Genomic DNA, 1,107 nt, shown 5'->3' with positions numbered 1-1,107 from the left:
ATTATAGAAGCGAAGCGCGACAGTGCTGTGCTTGTAATTGGTGCATTGAGTGAAGCGCGTGCTATCCGGGAAAAACAAAATGCACTCACGCCTGAATATGTGGAGTATCAAAAAGTATTGAAATGGGATGGTAAGCTGCCGCAGGTATCTTCGGGCAATGGCGGGGTGATATTGCAATTAAAACAACCATAAGGCATTAGCTGAACCTGCATCCTTACAGAGGTCTTTGTCACACAGGTGGTATATGAACCCTCCGTCATTGCGAACGGAGCGAAGCAATCTGTGGATGGCAGTACAATCAACATAAGCCTTCTATATTGATTTACAGTTGAGCACAGCCTGCTTCGCTGCTGCCCGGCTATCCACAGCATTAAAAAGAATGTTAAAGGGAAAGCAGTATTATTTCTTCCGTTTCAGCAGCGGATGGTTCAACCCGTTGATAAAGTTGTCCACCACCACAAAACCTTTTAAATTGTTGAACAATTGGGTAAGTGTTTTATAGCCATACGTACGGCAATCAAAACTGGGATCCAGCTTTCTTAAATTAAAACCAAGGGTAGAAATATAGGCTTCCTCACTTTCATTTGCCGAAATATCAAAAGCCTTTTTTATCAGCTTCATATCCAGTTTGGGCTTGTCCTTTTTTGCCGGTGCCTTCTTTGCCGGCTGCTGCTCCCCTTTTTGTTCTGTTTTCCCTTCTGCTTTTTCCTCCTCCTTATCTTCTTCCCTGTCTTCGAGGTTTTCAACAAAGGTGAAGATCTCGCAGGATTTCACAAATGCATTGGGTGTTTTCTTCTCACCAATACCCATCACAAAGATGCCTTCTTCCCGTATGCGCTTGGCAAGTCCGGTGTAATCGCTATCGCTCGAAACAATACAAAAACCATCCACCAGCTCATCATGCAGAATATCCATTGCATCTATGATCAATGCACTATCAGTTGAGTTTTTGCCCTGTGTGTAGGAGAACTTTTGAATAGGGTTGATAGCCAGTTCATTCAGGCTGCTTTTCCAGTTGTTCATGCGTGGAGTGGTCCAGTCGCCATACACTCTTCGTATGGTTACCTTGCCATATTTGGAAGCTTCTGCCAGTACCAGCGAAAGTAA

At 44.0% G+C, this 1,107-nt stretch carries 2 protein-coding genes; one reads left to right on the top strand and one right to left on the bottom strand.

Annotated elements, in window-relative coordinates:
- A partial coding sequence (locus FC093_RS23970) for a hypothetical protein (RefSeq protein ID WP_206106679.1) occupies nucleotides 1–192 on the top strand: 192 nt, incomplete at its 5' end.
- 207 nt (nucleotides 193–399) lie between these two features.
- Here the strand turns inward: FC093_RS23970 and FC093_RS23605 are convergent.
- Nucleotides 400–1,107, bottom strand: a 708-nt coding sequence (locus tag FC093_RS23605) for an NYN domain-containing protein (RefSeq protein WP_137264287.1), incomplete at its 5' end; no start/stop codon positions are given.

This window comes from Ilyomonas limi, assembly GCF_005233845.1.
Classification (GTDB): domain Bacteria; phylum Bacteroidota; class Bacteroidia; order Chitinophagales; family Chitinophagaceae; genus Ilyomonas; species Ilyomonas limi.
The sequence above is the reverse complement of the archived record's forward strand: the minus strand, read 5'-3'. Positions and strand labels throughout refer to the sequence as shown.